The 20399-nt window shown below is 69.4% G+C and carries 17 protein-coding genes and 1 pseudogene; 12 read left to right on the top strand and 6 right to left on the bottom strand.

All coding sequences use genetic code 11. From position 1 onward, the window contains the following. Nucleotides 1-17 precede the first annotated feature (17 nt). On the bottom strand, nucleotides 18-728 hold the full coding sequence (locus ACFZDL_RS43875) for a hypothetical protein (protein ID WP_353596559.1): 711 nt from the start codon (nucleotides 726-728) through the stop codon (nucleotides 18-20). 1034 nt (nucleotides 729-1762) lie between these two features. Here ACFZDL_RS43875 and ACFZDL_RS43870 point away from each other — a divergent pair. Genes ACFZDL_RS43870 through ACFZDL_RS43855 form a run of 4 tightly spaced genes read left to right on the top strand, consistent with a single transcriptional unit; the run spans nucleotide 1763 to nucleotide 6625 of the window. After that, a complete protein-coding gene (locus tag ACFZDL_RS43870; protein ID WP_353596558.1) occupies nucleotides 1763-1915 on the top strand; it encodes a hypothetical protein in 153 nt (50 codons plus the stop codon). Beyond that, nucleotides 1912-3987, top strand: coding sequence for a transposase (locus ACFZDL_RS43865; protein ID WP_353596557.1), 2076 nt, complete (start codon nucleotides 1912-1914; stop codon nucleotides 3985-3987). Before ACFZDL_RS43870 ends, ACFZDL_RS43865 begins: the two co-directional genes overlap by 4 nt. Then, nucleotides 3984-5165 (top strand): TniB family NTP-binding protein, encoded by a 1182-nt coding sequence (locus ACFZDL_RS43860; RefSeq protein ID WP_391194203.1) that lies wholly within the window; start codon nucleotides 3984-3986, stop codon nucleotides 5163-5165. The genes ACFZDL_RS43865 and ACFZDL_RS43860 overlap by 4 nt, the downstream gene beginning before the upstream one ends. Continuing rightward, nucleotides 5162-6625 carry a TniQ family protein gene (locus ACFZDL_RS43855; protein WP_353596555.1) on the top strand — a complete coding sequence of 488 codons (1464 nt, stop codon included), beginning with the start codon at nucleotides 5162-5164 and terminating at the stop codon, nucleotides 6623-6625. The genes ACFZDL_RS43860 and ACFZDL_RS43855 overlap by 4 nt, the downstream gene beginning before the upstream one ends. A 431-nt stretch (nucleotides 6626-7056) precedes the next feature. On the opposite strand, the gene ACFZDL_RS43850 is transcribed toward ACFZDL_RS43855, so the two are convergent. After that, on the bottom strand, nucleotides 7057-7725 hold the full coding sequence (locus ACFZDL_RS43850; protein WP_353596554.1) for a TetR/AcrR family transcriptional regulator: 669 nt from the start codon (nucleotides 7723-7725) through the stop codon (nucleotides 7057-7059). A gap of 83 nt (nucleotides 7726-7808) precedes the next feature. Here ACFZDL_RS43850 and ACFZDL_RS43845 point away from each other — a divergent pair, with 83 nt between their 5' ends. From ACFZDL_RS43845 to ACFZDL_RS43825, 5 genes are all read left to right on the top strand, one after another. Further along, nucleotides 7809-8642 carry an alpha/beta hydrolase gene (locus tag ACFZDL_RS43845; RefSeq protein WP_353596553.1) on the top strand — a complete coding sequence of 278 codons (834 nt, stop codon included), beginning with the start codon at nucleotides 7809-7811 and terminating at the stop codon, nucleotides 8640-8642. Nucleotides 8643-8661: 19 nt separating this feature from the next. Then, a complete protein-coding gene (locus ACFZDL_RS43840; protein WP_353596552.1) occupies nucleotides 8662-9567 on the top strand; it encodes an alpha/beta hydrolase in 906 nt (301 codons plus the stop codon). Next, nucleotides 9564-11162, top strand: coding sequence for an FAD-dependent oxidoreductase (locus ACFZDL_RS43835; protein WP_353596551.1), 1599 nt, complete (start codon nucleotides 9564-9566; stop codon nucleotides 11160-11162). Before ACFZDL_RS43840 ends, ACFZDL_RS43835 begins: the two co-directional genes overlap by 4 nt. Beyond that, entirely contained in the window at nucleotides 11159-12484 is a 1326-nt protein-coding gene (locus tag ACFZDL_RS43830; RefSeq protein WP_353596550.1) for an amidohydrolase family protein, read from the top strand. Before ACFZDL_RS43835 ends, ACFZDL_RS43830 begins: the two co-directional genes overlap by 4 nt. Nucleotides 12485-12611: 127 nt before the next feature. Next, nucleotides 12612-13166, top strand: a complete 555-nt coding sequence (locus ACFZDL_RS43825) for a TetR/AcrR family transcriptional regulator C-terminal domain-containing protein (RefSeq protein ID WP_353596549.1) — start codon at nucleotides 12612-12614, stop codon at nucleotides 13164-13166. Nucleotides 13167-13382: 216 nt separating this feature from the next. Here ACFZDL_RS43825 and ACFZDL_RS43820 read toward each other — a convergent pair whose 3' ends face one another. From ACFZDL_RS43820 to ACFZDL_RS43805, 4 genes and pseudogenes are all read right to left on the bottom strand, one after another. Next, nucleotides 13383-14249 (bottom strand): alpha/beta hydrolase, encoded by an 867-nt coding sequence (locus ACFZDL_RS43820; protein WP_353596548.1) that lies wholly within the window; start codon nucleotides 14247-14249, stop codon nucleotides 13383-13385. Nucleotides 14250-14299: 50 nt separating this feature from the next. Next, a pseudogene (locus ACFZDL_RS43815) lies at nucleotides 14300-14862 on the bottom strand (response regulator). A gap of 67 nt (nucleotides 14863-14929) precedes the next feature. Beyond that, nucleotides 14930-16108 (bottom strand): DUF3500 domain-containing protein, encoded by a 1179-nt coding sequence (locus ACFZDL_RS43810; RefSeq protein WP_353596547.1) that lies wholly within the window; start codon nucleotides 16106-16108, stop codon nucleotides 14930-14932. Then, complete coding sequence (locus tag ACFZDL_RS43805; protein ID WP_353596546.1) at nucleotides 16098-17201, bottom strand: zinc-binding dehydrogenase; 1104 nt, start codon at nucleotides 17199-17201, stop codon at nucleotides 16098-16100. The genes ACFZDL_RS43810 and ACFZDL_RS43805 overlap by 11 nt, the downstream gene beginning before the upstream one ends. A 222-nt stretch (nucleotides 17202-17423) precedes the next feature. Here ACFZDL_RS43805 and ACFZDL_RS43800 point away from each other — a divergent pair, with 222 nt between their 5' ends. From ACFZDL_RS43800 to ACFZDL_RS43790, 3 genes are all read left to right on the top strand, one after another. After that, a complete protein-coding gene (locus ACFZDL_RS43800) occupies nucleotides 17424-18209 on the top strand; it encodes an SDR family oxidoreductase (RefSeq protein ID WP_353596545.1) in 786 nt (261 codons plus the stop codon). 32 nt (nucleotides 18210-18241) lie between these two features. After that, nucleotides 18242-19177, top strand: a complete 936-nt coding sequence (locus tag ACFZDL_RS43795; RefSeq protein ID WP_353596544.1) for a dihydrodipicolinate synthase family protein — start codon at nucleotides 18242-18244, stop codon at nucleotides 19175-19177. Between the two features lie 238 nt (nucleotides 19178-19415). Next, a complete protein-coding gene (locus ACFZDL_RS43790; RefSeq protein ID WP_353596543.1) occupies nucleotides 19416-20321 on the top strand; it encodes a LysR family transcriptional regulator in 906 nt (301 codons plus the stop codon). Nucleotides 20322-20399: the final 78 nt, after the last annotated feature.

Raw genomic sequence — 20399 nt, 5'->3', positions numbered from 1 at the left:
ACTTGTGACTAAGCGCTTCACCTGGCGGATGAGCGGTTGATTTGGCGGGGCTGAGCGTCTCCGTTGGCGGGGCAGCTGGTGGCCGCGCGTCGACGGCTGACGATGTGGATGAGAGCGCCGACCGCGACGGCCGAGACCGAGCAGACCATCAAGGCGATCTCGGACACGACGGCGAGCACGACGTCGATCCGGGCGGCACGCACCCGCCTGTCGAATTCCGGATCGACCAACCCCCCGGGATCCCGCACCACCTGTACGCGGTCGCCGACCCGGTCGTCTCCACTGCAGGTGATGGCGTCGGCGACCGGCTTGGCAGAACCGTCGTAGCGGACCGTACAACCATACGTGGTCGACTTCCCGTGGTGGACCTCGATCCGCGTGATGAGGGCCGGCCGCGATACACCCCGAGTCTGCAGGACCAGTGCCTGGGACGCCTGCATGGCGCACAGCGGCGCGGCGATCATCGGCGCGAACATCAGCGCCATGGCCACCCTTCGCAGTACGCGTGAAGGAGACAGCGACGTCACCGCCACCAGCAGCCAGACGGTGCCGACCAGACACAATACGATCGAGGGCACCAGCATCCAGCGCAGTGGCCCCAACACACCGCCGACGAGCGGCAGTAGCGCGGCGATTGGGACCGACAACGCGGTCAGCACCGGGCGGCGCGGGTATTCCAAAATGCCCGCGCGCTTCCTCCCGGCTCGCCCCGTACCCGTCGTCGACACACACCCCCTCCAACTGCCCTGACTGTGTCACGCTCATTGTCCGATGAGGTCGGAACGTGCCGTACAGCGGGGCGCTCACCAGTCACCGACCAACTCTCGGGGCTGCGGACGCAGCCGCCGTTGCCGAAGGCGAGTACTGAGCATTCCGCTCGGCGAAATCCGCCAACCGAAGTGCTCAGTCACATCACTTGTGACTGAGCACTAGACCTGTCCAATGAGCACTGGACTTGTCGTGCCGAGCACTCAAGTTGGCGGGGCAGGGTAGCGCCCACCGTGCTTCACCTGGGCGGTTTTGCCGTATCTGCCTCCTCGCCCCACCCAACATGTTGCGCTGGTCCTGTGGAGAGCTGGCTTCGCGTCGAACCTTCTGCACCTGGGCCGGTGTGGTCGCACCTGGTTGTGCTGGGCGACCTGGTTGCTCCCTGCGTCATCGCGCAGGAGATTGAGGACGAGGTCGCCGCTGCGTCGGTGCGGGGCTGGTCGACGCGCTGGTCGGCGGCCGGCGCAGAAGTCGTGATTCCGGTGTCGGCGCACGCCCCTGGTCCTCCGCCGCCGACGACGGGTCCGGTGAGGCAGTTCTCGTGGCGCCCTGGTCAGCGGCATCGGCCTGGGTTGGGTTACAGCACTCTGACCGGCCGACTGCACGGGTTTGAGAGCCTGGCCGAGCGGCGGCTGCTTCTGGTCCTCGACTTCGTGGCCGGTGCCGGAGAGATCTTGTCCCAGCCGTTCACGCTGCGGTTCACCGTGTCCGGGCGCCGAATGGAGCACGTGCCAGACTTCGCGGTGATCGACGACGGCGGGTCAGTGCTCGTGGTGGACGTGCGGCCCGGCGGTCGGGGACAGCGGGCGGACGCCGTGAAGTTCGCGGCGACAGCCCGGGCCACCACGGCAGCCGGCTGGGCCTATGTGCTGGTGGCCGGGGGTGGCGTCCACGCGCGGTGGAGACGGTCGAGGTACTGGCCGGGCGGCGCCGCGCGATGCAGGACCCTCTTGGTTGCCAGGAGCTCCTGCTGGCTGCAGTGGAGGCGGGACCGATGCGCCTGGCTCAGCTCGCAGCGACCACGGGGATGCCGGCGGTGGCCCGCGCCCACTTGCTTCACCTCCTCTGGCACCGGCGGCTGGCCGTCGACCTTGACGATGTGCTGGGCGACGCCTCCTGGGTCTATCCCGTCAGGGGCGGCCGATGACCGGGCAGCGGTTTGGGCTGGAGGAGCTTCCTGAGGGCGAGCGCGAGCGGCTTCGGTTGCGGCTGGAGCACCTGCTGGAGGTCGAGACCGGGTTCCGCAGCGGTAGTCGGTACTGGGCTCGGCCGGACGAGCCGAGGGCCGCCTACGATCCGGCGACGACGACCGTGACCGAGCGGCGCCGGGCGAAGGCAGTCGAGCTGAGCACCCTGAGCAGGGAGGAGGCTCGGCAGCTTGGCTGGCCGGGAGTGGGCGAGCGAACCCTGGGCCGGATGGCAGCGGCCTACCGCGAGCGGGGACCGGCCGGCTTGGTAGACGGCCGCCGGACCGGCGCGGCGCGGGGCCGGCGGTCGGTGGGCCCGGAGGTGGAGGAAGCGATCCGGGCGGTGCACGAGCAGTGTCTGCGCCGGTCGCGGATCAGCATGACCTCGCGGGAGCGGTTGATCCACCAGTACGTGCGGGAGGTGTTCGCGGACCGGGAGGTACGGGTGCCGCACCGCACGACGTTGGCGCGGGTGTGGCGGGAGTGGTTCGGGCCGGGCGGTGCCCGCCAGCGGTACGCACGGTCGGCGGCCGCCGTGCCCGCAACGGCCGGGGCTCCGATGGTCGCTACGCGGCCAGGGCAGGTGGTGGTGCTGGACTCGACGCCGCTGCCGGTGAAGGTCCTCGACGACGTCTTCGGTACGCCGATCACGGTGCACCTGACGATCGCGCTGGACGCCTACACGCACTCGATCGTGGCGTTCCGGCTGACGCCGGTGGCGGAGTCGTCGAGAGAGGTGGCGATGCTGCTGCGGGACGTGCTGTCGCCGCTGCCGATGCGCCCGGGCTGGGGCGAGGACATGGCCTGGCCCCAGCCAGGGGTGCCCGCAGCGCTGGTGGCGGACCTGGCAGGAGGGCCGGTGGCGGGGCTGCCGTTCTTCACCCCCGAGGCGATCACCGTCGACCACGGCGCCGCATTCAAGAACCACCACCTGGTCGAGGTCGCTCGCACGCTCGGGGTGGACGTGCTGCCCGCGCGGGCGATGCGTCCGACCGACAAGGCCGCGTGCGAGCGGGCGTTCGCTGCGATCCAGTCGCTGCTGCTGGAACTCGTGCCGGGCTGGCGCGGCATCGATGTCGCCGACCGCGGCGCCGACCCGGAGGCCGATGCTGCCTGGACGGTGGCAAAGATGGAGCACCTGCTCGTCTCCTGGATCGTCGCGGTGTGGCAGAACCGACGCCTGAACCAGCACGCCCCCGCCTGGGATCCCTCGGGCCGACACAGCCCGAACACCCTGTTCGCCGCGGCGGCCGCGCGGGACGGCATCAGCCTGGAGATCCCTCCACCCCAGCTGTACTACGAGCTGCTGCCAGTGCACTTCGTAAAGGTCGATCCCCGGCGCGGGGTGAAGGCCGGCGGCCTCTGGTACGGAGCAACCAGCCCAGCGCTGGACCCGTGTCGGGGCGTCCCAGCGCCTCGGGGCGGCCGGCATGCGGGGAAGTGGGTAGTGCGCCGGGACCCGCGGGACTGTCGGCAGGTGTACATCGAACTCGACGGCGCTTGGCACGCCCTGCCGTGGAACGCCCTGCCCGAGGGAGAGGCGGCGCCCGCCTTCGGGGACGCTCGGGTCAGCGAGATCCTAAAGGCGGCGGCACGGGCCGGACTGCGGCCGCGGACGGACACCGAACTGCTGCCCGTGCTGCTGGACCTGCTGGTGGCAGTCACTCCGGTCGAAGCCTGGCCGGGCCGGCCGGAGGCGCGGAAGAAGGCGGCCGCCCGGGCCCGGGAACTCGCTCGCGCCCGCGCCGCACTCGCGGACCGGCCCGACCAGCAACCCCCGCCGGCGCCGGCTCACCGCGCCGCACCGGGCACAGACGTGGCCGACGCGATCACTGCCGACCGTGCCCGGCGTCGCCGTGCGGCAGCGGGCGGCACACCTCCGGTGCCCGCGCAGGCGCTCGGTGACGACGTGCGCTCCCGCCCGCATGCTCTACCGACGGCCAGGCCCCGGCCCGACCACGACGACCACGACGGCTGCGGCACCGAGGACACCGGCGATAACCCGGCGGGAGGGGAAGGGACGACAGGATGAGGGGCGAGATTCCGGTTCGGGACACTCTGGCCGGGTGGGGAGCGTGGCGGCTCACTCGGCACGACTTCACGCCCACGCCGCGCATGTCCCTGGCCCGATGGCGGGCTCTGTCCCCAGCCAAGAAGGCGGCCCATGACCTGGCCCGGGCGGCCACGCACGCGAACCTTCCGCTGCTGGGCACGCCCATGAGCCGCCAGGTCGACCGGCTGCTGTCGGCGCGGATCAGGCAGAACGCTTTCAAGGCCAGGCCAGCGACCCGGGCCGGGGTGATGGTGTCCGGCGGCGGCTACCAGGGCAAGACCGAGACGGTGTGCGAGATCGCCGCCACGTTCGAGGACTCCTGGCGCGAGCTGCACCGGACGAACCCCGAGACGGTCCCCGGCACCCGGGACGCATGGGTGCCGGTCGCCTACGTACAGACCCCCGTCACTGCCAAACCCAAGAGCACCTGTAAGGCGATCCTCGACTTCTACGGCACCCCGACGAAGCGCATGGACCTGCCCGAGCTGGTCGTCCAGGTCGCCGCCTCGCTCACCGACCACGGCACGAAGGTGCTGATCCTCGACGACATCACCCGGCTGCGGATGCACCGCGCCGAGGACCAGGACACCTTGGACCTGATCCGCGCATTCATGAGCATGCACGTCACCCTCGTCCTGGTCGGCGTCGACATCCCCGGCTCCGGCCTCATGGACGAAGGCCGCCCCACCGCCAACAACGAGCGCCGCCGGCCGGTCAACGAGTGGGAGCCGACCCAGACCGAACGCCGCTTCGACCTCGTCGAACTTGACCGGTTCCGCTACGACACCCCCGAGCAGACCACCGCCTGGACCTGCCACCTCGCCGGTGTCGAGGCCCACCTGCGGCTGCTCAAGGCACGCCCCGGGATGCTCACCGACGGAACGATGCCTGAGTACCTCTACGCCCGGACCGACGGTGTCGTCGCACTTCTGGAACGGCTCATCGAGGACGGCTGCACCGAGGCGATCACCTGCGGCACCGAGCGTCTGACCGAACCCCTCCTCGACAACCTTCCGCTCACCCTCGCAGATGCCGCCGGCCGCGACACCCAAGCGGGCGAGATCCCAGCCGTTCCCGTCGGCCGGCCCGCGGCCCGGACCGCGCGACGCCGCAACACCGTCTTCGACGACCACGGACCGCAGGCGGGAACCGCATGACGACCACGCTGCCCCGGTCTTTGAAGCCCGCGCCGGGCGAGCTGCTGCCCGGCTACCTCCTCAGGCTCGCTCACCGGATCGGGGTCGCACCGCTCGACCTCGCCCACCGTTGCGGCCTCACCTCCGGCACCGAGCTGTCCACCCGCTTCCTTGTCCGCCTCACCGAGCGCGAAGCACAGCGGATCGGCACCGTCTGCCGGCTCGACCCGGCCGAAGCACACGCCCTCACCCTGGCGGTGCAATACCCCGGCTACGCTCCCGTCGGCGATGTCTACCTAGGCCGGCACCAGAGCCACACCACCATGGCCAACGACGACTGGGTGTTCACCACCTTCAGCCGCTACTGCCCCGACTGCCTCACCGACACCGCCCACCTGCCCGGCGGCCCCGTCTGGCACAGCGCCTGGCGGCTGCCCCACACCTTCCTGCGCCGGCGCCATGACCGGCTTCTCGCCTGGCGCTGCCCCGCCTGCCAAGCCCGGGCCTTCTCCAACGGCTACGCCTCCAACGACAGATGGCGCCGCGCCCAGCTCACTCCCGCCCCTGCCCAGCGGCTCCACCCGGCACAATGCCGCCACCGTGCCGGTACCGCCCGCACACCGGCCTGCGGCCACCGCCTGGACCACGAAGCACCGACGCCGCCGCTGCCCGCCCCGCTGATGGCCCGTGTGCACGAACGGCTTGCGGCCGCAGCCGCAAGCCGGCCCGAGAACCTCGTGGAGAGTCTCGGCCAGCCGGTGGCAGCCGAGGTGTTCTTCCACGACGTCCGGCTCATCGCCCTCGTCGTCAGTCGCACATGGCCGACCGCGTCTGACCTGCTCGCCGCCTGCGGCCCTGCGGAAGACACCGGCGCCCTCGACTCCGGCGCTCGTACGGATGGCTGGGTCGCCCGCTCCCACGACGCTCCGCCCGCCGACCCATGTGCGGCAGCCGCGTTGTTCAGCACCGTCGTCCGCCTGCTCGATCACCCCGGCGCCGAGACGATCCTGGCTCGTCTCCTCGGCCGGATGCCAGCCGTCGGCCCGGGCCGGCCGCGCCTGCGGCGTCTCACCCCGCACTGCTCACCCGCCCTACGCGCGATCCTCGCCGACGAGGCAGTCATCCGCCGAGGCGTCAGCTGGCCGCCCGAGCTCTTCCCGCAACCGGCCTCCCACCTGGGCCTGCTCGACCCCAGCAGCGTCTCGGCCGTCCTGCCCGCGCACTGGACTGCCCCGCTCGGCCAGCTCGACGCTCCGGTCCGAGCGCTGCGAAGGGACGCCGCGATCCGCCTTGTGCAGATGGTCAGCGGACGAGCTCGAGCCTCTGCCGCCCGCTTCCTCGGCATGGCGCCAGGAACCCTGCAGTCGACCACCCTGCTGATGCGCACGTGGCAGAAAGAGCCGGGCAATGCCGCGGCGTACCAGGCAGCACTCCAGCAGGTGATCGACATTGCATTGTCCGAGAGCCCTCGTGCCAGTTGATGGGGATATCTGAATCTCACCACCCCCTGCTCGGGGGGGGGTGACCCCGCACCTGCTCAGTGGATCTCCCCACGCATCAGGTACGCGGCGTGCTTCGGGGGCGGTACGGTCTCGGGCCGGGCGGTCCGCCAGCCGGCGGGGTGCTTGCCGTCGTCCGGCGTCACGGTGGAGAGGCCTCGGTGGGCCGGGTGGAGCCGGGGTGTACGGTGACGCACCCGCAGGCCCCGAGTAGCACGCAACGTCGCCGGTGGATACGCACGGACTCTTCCTCCTCGCAGGCGCTCACCGTTCGCGTTCCCAGCCTCGTCGTACTCATCCTCCGTGCGGTGTGGAGGCAGCGCCCACGGGAAGTGGAGGCATGTGACCCGTGGATGCGTCGTGCCGCGGGGGCGGCGGCGGTGATCGTCCTGACGCTCGACGCAGCTGTTGCCCTAGTCAGCCACCATCACGGAAAGCCCCAGCCCCCTGAGGATGAGATCCAACCCAAAGGAGAAGACCTCTTCGACAGGCACCGGAAACGCCTCCGCGATCGAGTGGACAGCGGGGAACTGTGCCGGATCCACGCCCCGCAGGGCAGCGACCGACTCCTCGTTGCGCCGTCCACCGGCATCGTTCTCATGGTTGAGCTGTATCGCCAGGCCGCATACGTAGCGAGCCAGCGTCACATACGCATGCGTGCACAGTAAGGCCTCGAATCCCGCCTCGAGCAGAACCGCGACACAGCGTTCCCGCAGCGCCATCGCGTTGGGGCCGACCGGAATCTGCTCGGCCAGCAGCCGGGCAGCGTTCCCGTGCCGACCCAAGGCGCGGAACATGGCGTGTGCCACCACCCTCAGAGACTGCTGCCAGCTCGCCGAGGCCAGTTCCCGGTCGTCCAGCTCGACGAGGCCGAACATGTGGTCCACGACCCGCGCCACGAGCTCTGCCCGGTTGCCGAAATGCCGGTACAGCGTCGCCGTACCCGAGCCCAGGCGCTCGGCCAGGGCCCTCATCGACAGCGCCTCCGCTCCCTCCTCGTCGACGATCCGCAGCGCCATGGCGACGATCCGGTCGGGTGGGACCGGCGGACGACCGGCAGCGCGGCGCACCAACTGATCCATCTCCTCGCTCAGGACCACCGTGGCCGTAACACGCGGGGACTTCCTCTTGACACGACCACCATATCGGTAACAGTGTAGCCATTATGAGTACCTGGTCTGAGCCCCAGCCCGATTCCCGGTTCGTCGAGGTGGACGGCCTGCGGATCCACTACAAGCGTGCTGGGCACGGCCCGGCACTCGTGCTGCTGCACGGCAGTGCCTCATCCCTGCAGCACTTCGACCGCGCGACGGATCTGCTGTCGGATTCGTTCGATGTCATCCGTCCCGACCTGCCGGCGTTCGGACTGACGGGCCCGCGCAAGGATCGCGACTACCGCGTTCCGGCGTACGCCGCGACGGTGGCGGGCTTCCTGGAGGCGCTGGGCGTGCCGCGCTACGCGTTGGCCGGCAATTCCCTGGGCGGCAACATCGCCTGGAACGTCGCGCTGGATCATCCGGAGCGGCTGACCGGCCTGGTACTGGTCAATGCCACCGGCTACCCGGAGAAGGCGGTGCCCGCGGGGATGCGCCTGACCCGCAACCCGCTGGTGCGGCCCCTGCTGAGGCGGGTGATGCCGCGCGGAGCCATCGAGCGCAACCTGCGCGAGAGCGTCGGGCCGTATTCGCAGATCGTGGACGACGCCATGGTGGACCGCGCCTATCAGCTCATGAGCCGCCCAGGTAACCGCTCGGCCTTCGTCGACTTCTGCAACACCGACCAGCCGGACCGCAGCGCGCAGATCCCCCGCATCATGGTGCCCACGCTGGTGCTGCGCAGCGCGAGCATCGACGGCCAGCACTTCGCCCGCGACATCCCCGGCGCCCAGGAGCTCGTCCACCCCCACGGCGGACATCTGCTGCCGGAGGAGGAACCGGAGTGGGTCGCGGACGCGATCGCGAAGTTCCTCGGCTCCTGCGCCGACACCCCCGCGAACTGAGGGCAAGGAGGCCCGTTCCATGAAGTACTTCGTCGCCTCGGGCGAGGACCGCAAGCTCACCGCCGACTCGCGCAAGGCGCTGCGCGGCAGTTTCATCGAGCTGTCCGACGGCGTCACCCACTACGAGTTGACGGGGCCCGAGGACGGAGCAGTGGTCCTGATGGCGGGCGGTCTGACCATCCCGCTGTTCTACTGGGACGGGCTCGTCAGCGAACTGCACGCCCGCGGGTTGCGCACGCTGACCTGCAGCGCCTACGGCCGCGGCTACTCCGACCGGGTACAGGCGCGATACGACGAGACGCTGTTCACGCGGCAGCTGGCCGAGCTGACGGACCGGCTCGGCCTGACGGCGCGGCCCCTGCACCTGGTCGGCACCTCCATGGGCGCGCTCGTCAGCATGACGTACGCCGCCCAGTACCCCGCGTCCGTCTCCACCCTCACCATCGTGGGCCCTGCCGGTCTTGCGAAACCCCGCCTGACCTCCCCCCACCGGCTGCTGCGCAACGACTGGCTGGCCGGCCTCATCGCCCGGCGGCGCGGCCGACAGATACTTCAAGGACACCTGGGACACAACGTCCGCGACCCCGAGCTCGGCGCGAAACTGACCGAGATGGTCCTCGACTCCCTCCGCTTCGAGGGCTCGCTGTACGCGGTCTTCGACACCCTGCAGCACCTGCCTTTCACCGGCCGTGACGACCTCTTCCGGCGGACGGGGGCACTGGGCATTCCGACGCTGCTGCTGTGGGGCGACGAGGACGACGTCACGCCGCTGGTGCACTTCGACACAGCGCGCGCTCTGCTGAAGCCTCACAAACATCATGTAATTACCAAATGCGGGCATATGGCCCCATTCGAACGGCCTCGCAACGTCGCCGATCAGCTCGTCTCGTTCGTGTCCGCACGCACCGAAAGGCTCGACTCATGAACAGGCCGCAGGCCATCGACGTACTGATCATCGGCGCCGGCCCATCTGGCTCCGCCTTGGCGATCGACCTCGTACGGCGCGGACTCGACGTCCGGATCGTCGACAGGTCCCCCCACGCTTTCGACGGCTCGCGCGCCAAGGGCATCCAACCCCGCAGCCTCGAAGTCCTCGAAGACCTCGGCGCTCTCGACGACGTGCTGGCCGGCGGCGACATCTATCCCAAGCTCGGGCTCCATGCAGGACCCATCGGTGTGCCGTGGAAGATGTTCCCCCACAAAGAGGCAACCCCGGACGTCCCGTACCCGAACACCTGGCTGATCCCACAGTTCCGCACGGACCGCGCCCTGCACACCCGGCTCAGTGAGCTCGGCCGCGAGGTCGAGTTCGGCAAGGAACTGACCGAGCTGACGCAGGACGAGGACACGGTGGTCGCCAAGGTGGTGGGCGCGGACGGGGTCGAGGAGATCGTCGCCCGCTATGCCGTGGGGGCCGACAGCGGCTCCAGCGCGGTGCGCAAGCAGCTCGACATCGGTTTCGTGGGGACGACGGACGAGTCCGACCGCGTGCTGATCGTGGATGCCTCCGTAAGTGGCCTGGCCCGCAACCGGTGGCACATGTGGCCCGGCCTCGGCGGCAAGCTCATCGGCGCCTGCCCGCTGCCCCACAGCGACATGTTCCAGTGGATGATCCGGCTCACGCCCGACGAGAAGCCGCCCCAGGAGATCGGCGCCATCATCGACCGGATCCACTCCCACACCCGCAACCGGCACATCCAGCTGCACGAGATCCACTGGAAGTCCGTGTTCCGGCCCAACATCCGTCTTGCGCAGCACTACGGCCGCGGACGTGTCTTCCTCGTCGGCGACGCCGCGCACGTCCACACCCCGGCCGGTGCCCAGGGCCTGAACACCGGTATGCAGGACGGCTACAACCTCGGCTGGAAGCTCGGCCAGGTCCTCGCCGGAGCCGACCCGGCCCTGCTGAGCACCTACGAGGCCGAGCGGCAGCCGATCGCCGCCGGGGTCCTGGGCCTGTCCACGGAGAAATGGGGCGGCATCGCCAAGCTCGACCCCTCCAGCATGAAGCGCGGCAAGGACGAGCAGCAGCTCTCCCTGACCTACTACGGCGGCCCGCTCGCCCCCGCCGACGGCGACAGTGGCGACACCAGCACGCTGCACGTGGGCGACCGCGCCCCGGACGCCCAACTGCTCGGCGCCGACAGCGCCGAGACCCGCCTGTTCAACCTCTTCCAGGGACCGCACTTCACCGCCATCGCCTACGGCCCCGGCGCCGCCCGGGACCTCGAACTCCTCGACTGGCCGACGACGGGCGCCCAACTGAAGCGGCTGACCGTCGGATCGGCCGCGGGCGACGGCCGCGCCTTCTCCGACCCCAAGAACACGCTGCAGAGTGCCTACGGCCTGACCGGCGACACGCTGCTGCTGATCCGTCCCGACGGCTACATCGGGCACATCGCCACTCGGGATTTCCTCACCACCACACAAGCGGCCGTGCGGGCAATGGCGCCGCAGGCAAGGACCCGCACCATGTCCCAGCCGAGCCACACCTCCCCCGGTTCGGGGGCCACTGAATGAGCCGCATACTGCTGCGCGGGGCGCAGGTCATCACGATGACGCCGGACCGGCCGGACGCCGAGCATGTCGACATCCTCGTCGACGGCGACACCATCGCGGCCGTTGGCGAACCCATCGAGGCGCCCGACGCCGAGGTCGTCGACTTCTCCGGCCGCATCGTCATCCCCGGCCTGGTCAACGCCCACCTGCACACCTGGCAGACCGCGCTGCGCTCCGCGGGCGCCGACTGGACGCTGATGGAGTACCTCACCCACCTGCACGGCGAGTGCGTCGGGCACTACACCCCGGCCGACATGCACATCAGCAATCTCGCCGGCGCCCTGAACCAGCTCAACTGCGGTACCACCACCCTCGGCGACTGGTGTCACAACGCCCTGTCGCCCGAACACGCCGACGCGGCCGTCGAGGGACTGCTCCAGGCCGGGATCCGCGCCGTCTTCCTGCACGGCACGCCCTACCGCTCGCCGGACACACCCCACCCGCTCGCCGAGATCGACCGGCTGCTCGACGGTCCCGTCCGCGACCACGCCCTCCTCACCCTGGGCATGGCACTCCAGGGGCCGCAGTACTCCTCCGCCGAGACCGCGGTGGCCGACTTCCAGGCCGGCGCGGAACGCGGACTCGTCGTCTCGATGCACCAGAGCGGCGGAGAACCCTCACCCGGCTGGGAGGCCCTGCGCGCCGCCGGGCTGTTCAGCTCCCTCACCAATATCGTGCACGGAGCCGACCTGCCCGACGACTGGATCAAGACGCTCGCCGAGACGGGCGTCACCTTCACCACCACCCCGGAGAACGAACTGGGCCAGGGTCACGGCACACCCATCACCGGATCCCTGCTGAGCCTGGGCGCGGCACCCTCCCTGGGCACGGACATCGATACCGCCGTACCCGGCACGGTCCTCACCGCCGCCCGGATCGCTCTGGCCCACCAGCGCAGCCTGGACCATGCCCAGCACCGGCAGACGACCGGCATGTACGCCAACACACCGTCCGTCACCAGCAAACAGGCGCTTGCCTGGGCCACGGTCGAAGGAGCGAAGGCACTGGGCCTGGCAGACACGGCGGGCCGGATCGAGGCGGGCCTGCAGGCCGACCTGGTCGCCGTCGACGCCCGGGCGCTCAACCTGTGGCCGGCGCACGACCCCGTCGCCACGGTCCTGCACGCCGACATCGCCAACATCGAAGCCGTGATGGTCGCCGGCACCTGGCGCAAACGCGATCACGTCCTGCTCGCATCCGGCCTCGATGAGGTCAAGGACCAACTCCGCGAGTCCGGAGAACGGCTGCTGCGCAGCATCCGGCCCGCGGGCTCTCCCGGCTGACACACCGCAACGGCCCCCACGCATGAAGCGCGCGCCGACGCGCATGACACCCCGTCCTCGTCGGCGCGATGGCCAGGCGCCCTCAGAGCCGTACACCGCGGCCTCGTTCCCACAGCAAGAAGGTGCCGTGAGCAGCCCCATCCCGACTACCGCGAGGATGCCCCGCGACGTTCTGCACCAGGAGCAGATCATCCAGGCGGCCATCGCCCTTCTGGACGAGGGCGGCATCGAGAGTCTGACCATGCGAAGACTCGGCAGCCGTCTCGGCATCACCGCGGCGGCACTCTACTGGCACATCAAAAGCCGACACGATCTGCACCTACTGGCCGCTGACACCGTCTGGGGGCAGACACCTCTCCCCGCTCTCGACGGCCTCGAATGGCGTCCGGCCCTCCTGGCCATGGCCGACAACCTGCGTTCGATGCTTCTCAGGCACCCCTGGCTGCTGGCCGCCATGACCGTCCAGCCTCTCGACGGCCCGGCCAGGCACCGCCATGACGAGCACCTCCTCGCGGTCTGCGAGGCGTCCGGCCTCACCAGGCGGGATGCCGAGCAAGCCGCGCAGAGCGTCGTCACGTTCGCGATCGGCGCCGCCCTCGCAGCCACCCCCCGCCCGTATGTGTCCTTCGGTCTGCAGTCGCTTCTCGACGGCGTCGAAGCCAGGCTTGCCGCCCGTACCTGACCCGACACAGCAGAAGAGGCAGACGCCCAGCTCGACCGCCTTCCTCTGAACGGACAGGGCGACGGGCGGGAGACCTGACCTCTCCTCAACCTCACGCCTCCGCAGGCTGTGTCGTACCAGGAGTTCGGAAACAGCTGCTGGTCGGTGTGCAACACCGCTCTCGAACAGCGGGGCGAGGGCTCGCCCGACGTCGGCTGAAGATCGCCTCTCACCGGCTCAGGAGGCCGCGGACCGCACGATGGCGCGGGCCGCAGCACGCCCCTCGGGAGCGGGGACGAGCGGGTAGGCATGGACCGCCCCGTCGCACACGATGACATTCACGGCCGCCCCTTCCGCAGCAGCCCGTTCTTCCAGGCGCCGGACGTCCGGGTAGAACAAATCGCGAGTGCCGATGTAGATGTCGATGGGCGCCAGGGGGACAAGCGGGCCATTGACGGGACTGAGCCGGGGTTGGGCGGGGTCGTCCCCGCCTGCCCAGCCACGTCCGGCCGCGAGCAGGCGGCTGGTGGTGAGAAACGGATCTCGGGCTTCGACCTCGGGAATCGCGGGGTTGGTCAGAGTCAGATCCAGCCAGGGGGAGATCAGTACTACTCGGGTCGGCTGGGGCAGACCCGACCCGACGAGGCTCTGCGCCACGCCCAGAGCCAAGCCCGCGCCGGCGGAGTCGCCCATGATCGTGACCTGGCCGGCGTCCAGGTCACTGAGCAGGTCGCGGTAGACGGCAGTGACGAAGGGATAGGCGTCACGGTAGGTGTACTTCGGCGCCAGCCCGTACTGCGCCACCTCGACTCGTACACCGGCATCCGCGAGCCGCGAGATCAACTGCCAGTGCTGGGGCACCATGTGGCTGATGTAGGCGCCGCCGTGCAGATAGACGACCGCTCGCTCCGCCCGGCGCCCGCGCGGACTGACGGTGCGGCATTCGAAACCGTCGATGCTGCGCGATCTCACGTCGTGCCGCCGTACCAGTTTGGCGGGCGGACGAGGCGGCTCCTTCGATGCAGCCACGGGGTCAGGGGCCGTCCTGCGGTTACGGGTCAACCGCAGGTACGCGGCGACTACGTTCATCTGGGGACTGCTCATGTACGGCTCTCCTTCTTGGCACCGCGATGTCGTCCGTTTCGCGGAGGTTGTCACATGTGCAGGACCGGTCTGACGAGCCCTACGTCGTAGGCGAAAGCCACCGCCTGGACGCGGGTCCGGGCGCCGATCTTGGCGAGGATGCTGCTGACGTGTGACTTGATCGTGGTTTCGGCCCGATGCAGGTCCTCGGCGATCTCTCCGTTGCTCCGACCCGATGCGACGCGGGCGAGAACCTCACGCTCGCGTCCGGTGAGGTGGTGGAGCGGCCGCTGTCGTCGTGGTCCTGGTCTGGGCGAGCGTCTTTGCGGAGGAAGCCACTGGCTCCGGCGCGCAGCGCCTTGTAGACGCATTCCTCGAGATGGAACCTGGTCAGGACCAAGACCCGTGAACGACTGCCGGAATCAACAATGCGCCGTGTGGCCTCCGTGCCGTCCATGCCGGGCATGTGCACGTCCATCAGAACGATGTCGGGCTGGAGTGCAGAGGCCATACGGACCGCCTCGGAGCCGTTGTCGGCCTCGCCGACGACGGTTAGTCCAGGTTGTCGTTCGAGGATCATGCGCACGGCAAGGCGTTGCGGGGACTCGTCGTCGACGATCAGCAGGGTGGTCATGGTGCTGGTTCTTTCGTGGGGGGATGGACCGGCGGTACGGGCGTGTACGGCGCTCCCCGAGTAGGCCCTACTCGTGTGCGATGTGCGCGCGGTGTTCGGCGAGTACGTCCAGTCCGAAGTCGGAGGTCAGGTCACGCCACACCGAGTGGGCGTGGTTGGCGTACCGCTGTGTGTTGTCGTACTCGATGAGGACGCGAGGGTCCTGCACCCGGTAGTAGTGCGGTTCCCCGGCGTCCGTGCTGCCCGCCCAGCCGAAATGCACCGCGTCGAGGACGGTGTCAGAGGCGTAGTGGGTGTCGTAGGCGTCTGCGAGGAACTCGGGTGCCCGTCCGGTGTAAAGGGTGACGAGCCGGCGCAACAGGTGTCGCTGCTCGTTGTTCAGGTCGCGACCGCTGATGCCTTTGGGGGGAATCGTGATGGCCACGCGCGCGTGATCGTTCTCGGTGTATCCGCTGCCCGCTTCCGCCCGGCGGTCGATGTCGTCGACAAGCCGGTCCAGCTCAGGGTCGGCGAACCGGCCGCGCCACAGGTCCTGCATGTGCATCATCGTGTCGCCGTGTTCGACGCGTGGGCGGTTGCCGGAGACGATGTCCGAGACTGCGGACGGGTGGAGCAGGGCGCTTTGGAGTTGGCCCGTGTCCAGACTGCGGACCAGTTGACGGGCCGTCTCCTCAGGGCCTTGCAAGGGCCGCAGGGTGCCTCCGATCAGCTCGGTCGTGGCCGGGTCGGCACCAATGAAGCAGGGGGTCGTGGAGACGAGCCGACCGGCGACGACGAGGTTGTTCAGGGAGATGTGGTGGCCGCCGAACCGCCATGCCCAGACACGGTCGCCAGGGCGGCCGAAGATCCTCAGCCAGTACAGGCCGGGGTCCCGTCCGCGCTGCCGGCCCCAGTGGACCCGCCACCCTTCCAGCTGGTCCAGGACGTTCTCCAGTCCCATCACGGTGGTGACCGTGGCGTAGCCCGGGATGGACAGTCCTGTGGCCACCAGCCGCATGGCCAGGCTCTGTTGGCGGGCGTTCTGGTCTCGGATGGCGAGCCCGCCGTGTTCGGTGGGGGTGTAGAACCAGCGCAGCCGCTCGGCCTCCGCATCCGGGTGGAGCGGGGAGTCGTAGGCGGCGAGCGGGAGTTGGTCCTCGCTCAGGCTGTTCAGCCAGGCGGTGGCAGCATCGGCCATGGCGGCCGCTGCCTTCTCCCGCCCGGCTGCCAGGGCGTCGGGCACGGTGCCCTCTCGGTCACCGGTCACCGGTGGACTCCGGGTCCTCGGAGATGTCAAGCATGACCTTGATGGCATTGCCCCGGCGCTCGGCGTAGGTGTCGAACGCCTCGGCGACGTCGGGCAGCCCGAAATGGTGGGTGGCCAGTTCCGCGGTGCGCAGCCGACCCCGCGCAGCCAGGCCCACGGCGCGGGCCACCGAACCGGTGCCCTCGCCGCGGACCGTCTGGATCGAGATGCCGTTCATCACGGCGTGGTTGAGGTCAGCCTGTACGGGCTTTTCGAAGAAGCCGACGAGGACGACCGTCCCGGATCGCTTGGCCATGCGCAGCGCGTCGTCCACCGCACTCGGGGCGCCGGAGCACTCCAGGACGATGTCGGCGCCGATCCCGTCGGTCGCCTCCCGAACCGCCGCTACCGCGTCCTCCTCCCGGGAGTTGACGACCAGGTCCGCGCCGAAGGACTTGCCGATGGCGAGCCTGGCTTCCCGCGTGCCGGCCAGGGCTACGGTCCTGGCCCCGAGTTCACGGGCGACCTGTACCGCGAGCAGACCAATCGGTCCGGGGCCGATCACAGCGACCGTAGATCCGACGAGCAAGGTGTCGAGCACGTCGAAGGCGTGCATCACGGTGCCCACGGTGGTCAGGACGACCGCGGCGTCGAAGTCCACGGTGTCCGGCAGCCGGTGGAGGGTCGCCACGTGGTTGAGCGCGTACTCCGCGAAGCCCCCGTTGACGGTCATCCCCTGCACGCGGTGCCCGGTGTGCCGCAGGCCGTAGTTGAGGCAGTCCGTGTAGGCCCCGGCCAGGCAGTTGGCGCAGCGCATGCAGCCGCGGTGGGCTTCCGTCACCACCCGGTCGCCAACCCGGAGCTCGTCCACGGCGCTGCCCACCGCGGCGACGACGCCGGCGTACTCGTGGCCGGGTACGAACTCGCCCGCGGCCGGGCCGCCGTCCTTGAAGAAGTGCCGACTGCGGATCTTCAAGTCCGTTCCGCACAGGGACGCCCTCCGGACGTGTACCAGAACGTCTTCCGGTCCCACCTGCGGCACGGGCAGCGTCGTGACGGCGAGGGAGCCGGGCTCGCCCAGCACCGCGGCCTGCATGGTTTCCGGCAAGGGCATAGGGGCCTCCAGTTACGGCCATGAACATGCGTCGGGAATCGACGGGCCGAAACGGCCCTGTTCCCCACCTCATCTTGCACGCCGGCAACGCCTATTCCCTATTCGCGGCGCATAGGCATCCCTTATGCATGTCGCGAGAGATTCCTATTGGAGACCCACCACAACCTCGTGGCAGTGTCGGTTGGAAACGACGAACGGGGCCACCGCCCAAGGAGCAAAGCTGTGGATCTGGGAATTTCGGGCAAGACCGCGCTCGTACTGGGCGGAGGTGGGGGTCTCGGCGGCGCGATCGCCCAGGCCCTCGCCGCGGAAGGCACCGCTGTCGCCGTCGCGGACATCAGCCCACAGGCCGCAGAGAGCACCGCCGAGGCGGTGGCCGACGCGGGCGGGAAAGCCGTGCCCCTGGAATGGGACCTCGCGGACCTGGACGCGATCGACCAGCACATCGCGGCAGTCGAAGGGGCGCTCGGTCCCGTGGACATCCTGGTCAACAACACGGGAGGGCCGCCGCCCTCGCCGGTTGCGGGACAGGACCCTGAACTCTGGCAGAAGCACTTCCAGTCCATGGTGCTGTCCGTCATCGCGATCACGGACAGGGTCGCGCCGCTGATGCGGAGCCGCGGCTGGGGCAGGATCATCACCAGCACCAGCTCGGGGGTGATCGCCCCCATCCCCAACCTGGGGCTGTCGAACGCCTTGCGGGGCAGCCTGCTCGGCTGGTCCAAGACGCTGGCCCGGGAAGTCGGGGCCGAGGGTGTCACCTGCAACGTAGTCGTTCCGGGACAGATCGGCACCCAGCGGACCAAGTTCCTCGACCAGGCCAAGGCCGATCGGGAGGGCAAGTCCGTCGCGGAGACGTCCGCCGAGAGCGTCGCGTCGATCCCTGTGGGCCGCTACGGCGAACCGCGGGAATACGCCGCCGCCGTCGCCTTCCTCGCAAGCGTCCAGGCCTCTTACATCACAGGCTCGGTCATTCGCGTCGACGGCGGACTCATCGCCAGCCTCTGAAAAAGACATCGGAATTCTGAGGAGGCAAAACAATGGCACCCCCGGACCGCAACACCAATGGTGTTTTCGCCATCGCACCAACGCCCTTCGACGAGGAAGGCGCAATCGATTTCGACTCACTCAGCCGACTCGTCGACTTCTACGAAGACGCCGGCGTCACCGGACTGACCCTCCTGGGCCAGATGGGCGAAGCACCCAAGCTGTCCCACGAGGAAAGCGTGCGCGTCGTCCAGCACGTCCTCAAGCGCACCGATCTGCCGATCATCGTGGGCGTCTCCGCACCCGGCTACGCCGCCATACGGGCTCTCGCGGTCGACGTCATGTCGGCCGGTGCCGGCGGCGTCATGATCGCCCCGTCGAACACGCTGCGTAGCGACGACCAGATCGTGAGTTACTACGAGGGAGCGGCGGGCGCCATCGGCGCGGACGTGCCGTTCGTGATCCAGGACTATCCGCTGTCGTTCTCCGTCGTCATGTCCCCTGCCGTCATCGCCCGCATCGCGAACGCCGCGCCAGAATGCGTGATGCTCAAGCACGAGGACTGGCCGGGCTTGGAGAAGATCAGCGCACTCCGGCAACTCGAAGCTGATGGAGCGATGCCCCGCCTGTCGATCCTGTGCGGAAACGGCGGCCTCTTCCTGGACTTCGAGACCGAACGCGGAGCCGACGGAGCGATGACGGGCTACTGCGTTCCCGAACTCCTCGTCGACGTGGTGCGCCACACCGCCGCCGGCGATCGTGACGCCGCCCATGACGTCTTCGACGCCCACCTGCCCCTGCTGCGCTACGAACAGCAGCCGGGCATCGGCCTGGCCGTGCGCAAGTACGTCATGAAGCGCCGCGGAATCCTGGCCTCCGACACCCAGCGCAAGCCCGGGGCCGTGCTCTCGGCGCGTGCCCGCACCGAGGTCGACTACCTGCTGTCCCGGCTCACCCGCAAGGACAGCAGGGTCGCACTCACGGCATGACGCGCAGATACCACCCCTCAGCAGCACAGCCGTACGGCACCACGTCACCTGACCCCGCCCCACCAGCAGACCAGGACTCTGCCGATTCAGGAACTCCCGTCTCCTGTCTCCGACACGCGCTGCCCTCACACATCCCCGCCAACGCGAGCTGCGTGCCATGCCGACTGATCCTGAACGACACCGGATGTGTGGTCACAGCACGAGTACTGGGCAACGCTCGGCCGGGTAACTTGATCACATGCAGCTACGTCAGCTGGAGTACTTCCTCGCGGTCTGGGAGGCGGGCTCCTTCAGCGGAGCGGCTGCGCGGCTCTATGTCACGCAGCCTTCGCTGTCCCAGCAGATCGGGGCCCTGGAGAAGGAGCTGGGCGCGGTCCTGCTGGAGCGCGGCCGGCAGGGGGTGACGCTGACTCCCGCGGGCCGTGTCTTTCTGCCCCGAGCACAGAACGTCGTCCGTGCGGTTCAGGACGCGCAGGACTCGGTGCGCGAGGTGGTGGAGGGCCGCCAGGGTGACGTCCACGTCCTGACCGTACGGTCCGTCGCCTCGGGGATCCTGCCGCCGTCCGCGGCGCGCTGGCACTCGACGTACCCCTCCACCGTGCTGAGACTGCACGACTACTCCCACCGTCGGGACCTCGAAGAGGCCATGCGCAGTGGCCAGGGCGACATCGCGGTCGGTCCACGGCCCGACCCGTGGGAGGGGCCCGTCATCTCCCTGGGATATGAGGAGATGGTGGTGACCGGCTCGGCCGAATACCTGCCGGGGACAGCGGCTGATCCGGCCGAACTGGCCGCTGCCGACTGGGTGCTCTACGAGCAGGAACAGGGCATGAGCGAAGTGGTGGACCGCCTGGCAGGGCACCTCGGGTTCACGCCGCGCGCCGTCGCACGCACGGGCCAGGTCTCTGCGGCGCTCCTGTTCGCGGTCGAGGGGATCGGTGTGACGGTGACACCGGAGAACGCGGTGCCGCTGCGCTGGTCGAGGCACGCCCGGCGGATCGGGCCCGGCTATTTCCGGGAGCTGGTGGTGTTCAGCAGGAAGCTCCCCTCCCAGCTGGCGGAGCGGTACCGGGACATGCTCACCACTTTGGAGTTGCCGCTGACCGCGGAGCGGGATCTACCCGAAGGAGCACTCCGCTTTTAAGGGGTCGCAACATCGTAACGGTTACACTGTTTCCGTTATTGCGCTAGGCTGAGCCGCTGCATCGATCGACCAAATCGC

It is taken from the genome of Streptomyces sp. NPDC007917, from assembly GCF_042959105.1.
GTDB lineage: Bacteria > Actinomycetota > Actinomycetes > Streptomycetales > Streptomycetaceae > Streptomyces.
The sequence above is the reverse complement of the archived record's forward strand: the minus strand, read 5'-3'. Positions and strand labels throughout refer to the sequence as shown.

Coding starts and splice junctions, on each gene's coding strand:
- ACFZDL_RS43790 (WP_353596543.1), top strand. CDS start 19,416: ATGCAGCTACGTCAGCTGGAGTACTTCCTCGCGGTCTGGGAGGCGGGC.
- ACFZDL_RS43850 (WP_353596554.1), bottom strand. CDS start 7,725: ATGGATCAGTTGGTGCGCCGCGCTGCCGGTCGTCCGCCGGTCCCACCC.
- ACFZDL_RS43870 (WP_353596558.1), top strand. CDS start 1,763: ATGCGCCTGGCTCAGCTCGCAGCGACCACGGGGATGCCGGCGGTGGCC.
- ACFZDL_RS43820 (WP_353596548.1), bottom strand. CDS start 14,249: ATGAGCAGTCCCCAGATGAACGTAGTCGCCGCGTACCTGCGGTTGACC.
- ACFZDL_RS43830 (WP_353596550.1), top strand. CDS start 11,159: ATGAGCCGCATACTGCTGCGCGGGGCGCAGGTCATCACGATGACGCCG.
- ACFZDL_RS43860 (WP_391194203.1), top strand. CDS start 3,984: ATGAGGGGCGAGATTCCGGTTCGGGACACTCTGGCCGGGTGGGGAGCG.
- ACFZDL_RS43835 (WP_353596551.1), top strand. CDS start 9,564: ATGAACAGGCCGCAGGCCATCGACGTACTGATCATCGGCGCCGGCCCA.
- ACFZDL_RS43795 (WP_353596544.1), top strand. CDS start 18,242: ATGGCACCCCCGGACCGCAACACCAATGGTGTTTTCGCCATCGCACCA.
- ACFZDL_RS43805 (WP_353596546.1), bottom strand. CDS start 17,201: ATGCCCTTGCCGGAAACCATGCAGGCCGCGGTGCTGGGCGAGCCCGGC.
- ACFZDL_RS43855 (WP_353596555.1), top strand. CDS start 5,162: ATGACGACCACGCTGCCCCGGTCTTTGAAGCCCGCGCCGGGCGAGCTG.
- ACFZDL_RS43845 (WP_353596553.1), top strand. CDS start 7,809: ATGAGTACCTGGTCTGAGCCCCAGCCCGATTCCCGGTTCGTCGAGGTG.
- ACFZDL_RS43865 (WP_353596557.1), top strand. CDS start 1,912: ATGACCGGGCAGCGGTTTGGGCTGGAGGAGCTTCCTGAGGGCGAGCGC.
- ACFZDL_RS43840 (WP_353596552.1), top strand. CDS start 8,662: ATGAAGTACTTCGTCGCCTCGGGCGAGGACCGCAAGCTCACCGCCGAC.